Raw genomic sequence first — 933 nt, forward strand, 5'->3', positions numbered from 1 at the left:
TCGAAGCTTTTTGTTACCCTTTCGTGTTCGACCGGACTTGCGCTTTCCAGCGCTTTCGTTATTGCCTGGAGCCATCCCTGCCCACGAACACAAATGGGCAGCAGAAGGGAATTGTTCCTCCACGTTGGTGCCGATTTCCGCCAGCAATTGTTCAGCGGTACGTCGGCCGACGCCAGGGATCGTATCCAAACGCTCCAGGTCCTCCTCAAAAGGGAGCATGCGTTCTTTCACTTCTTCATCCAGATTGGCGATCTGTTCATCCAAAAAATCAATATGCTTCAGTTGCGTTTCGAGCATCAGCTTCTGATGAGGCCCGATCAGTCCCCGTAACGCACGCTCAAGATCGCCTTTTTTGTTTTTTAAGCGCGCCTTAGCCAACTCAGCTAATTTCCGGGAATCTTCGACGCCTTCGATCATCGCTTCGATCATGGCCCGTCCGGATACACCCAAGATATCCGTTGCCACGGAAGAGAGTTTAATATTGGCTCCTTCCAACACCTTTTGAATGCGGCTCACTTCACGGGAGCGTTCATCGATTAGACTTCGGCGATAGCGAACCAATTCACGTAATTCGCGCTGTTCCCGTTTGGGAATAAAGCTGCCTTGCAATAGACCATGTCGTAAAAGATCGGCGATCCATTCAGCATCTTTTACATCCGTTTTTCGTCCCGGCACTGCTTTGATGTGCTGAGCGTTGACAACCATGATGTGAAGTTCTTCCAGTTCCAAAAGGTTGAAAATCGGTTTCCAGTAGACACCCGTACTTTCCATTGCGACGTGGGTGCAGTGATGGCTTTTGATCCAATCGGCCATTTGGATCAAATCATCGGTCATTGTACTGAAAGTCCGAATCTCTTTGCCCTTCGGTGTGATAGCGCAGGCTGTAACGGTTTTTTTGTGTACGTCAAGCCCGCAGCAGTGTGGATAAACTAC

1 protein-coding gene is annotated in these 933 nt (G+C 49.6%); it reads right to left on the reverse strand.

The window, feature by feature from the left end; genetic code table 11:
- A partial coding sequence (locus tag ACTHRH_RS25680; RefSeq protein ID WP_440418295.1) for an IS110 family transposase occupies positions 1-933 on the reverse strand: 933 nt, incomplete at both ends.

It is taken from the genome of Paenibacillus sp. SAFN-117, assembly GCF_051966115.1.
Taxonomy (GTDB): Bacteria; Bacillota; Bacilli; order Paenibacillales; family NBRC-103111; genus Paenibacillus_L; species Paenibacillus_L residui.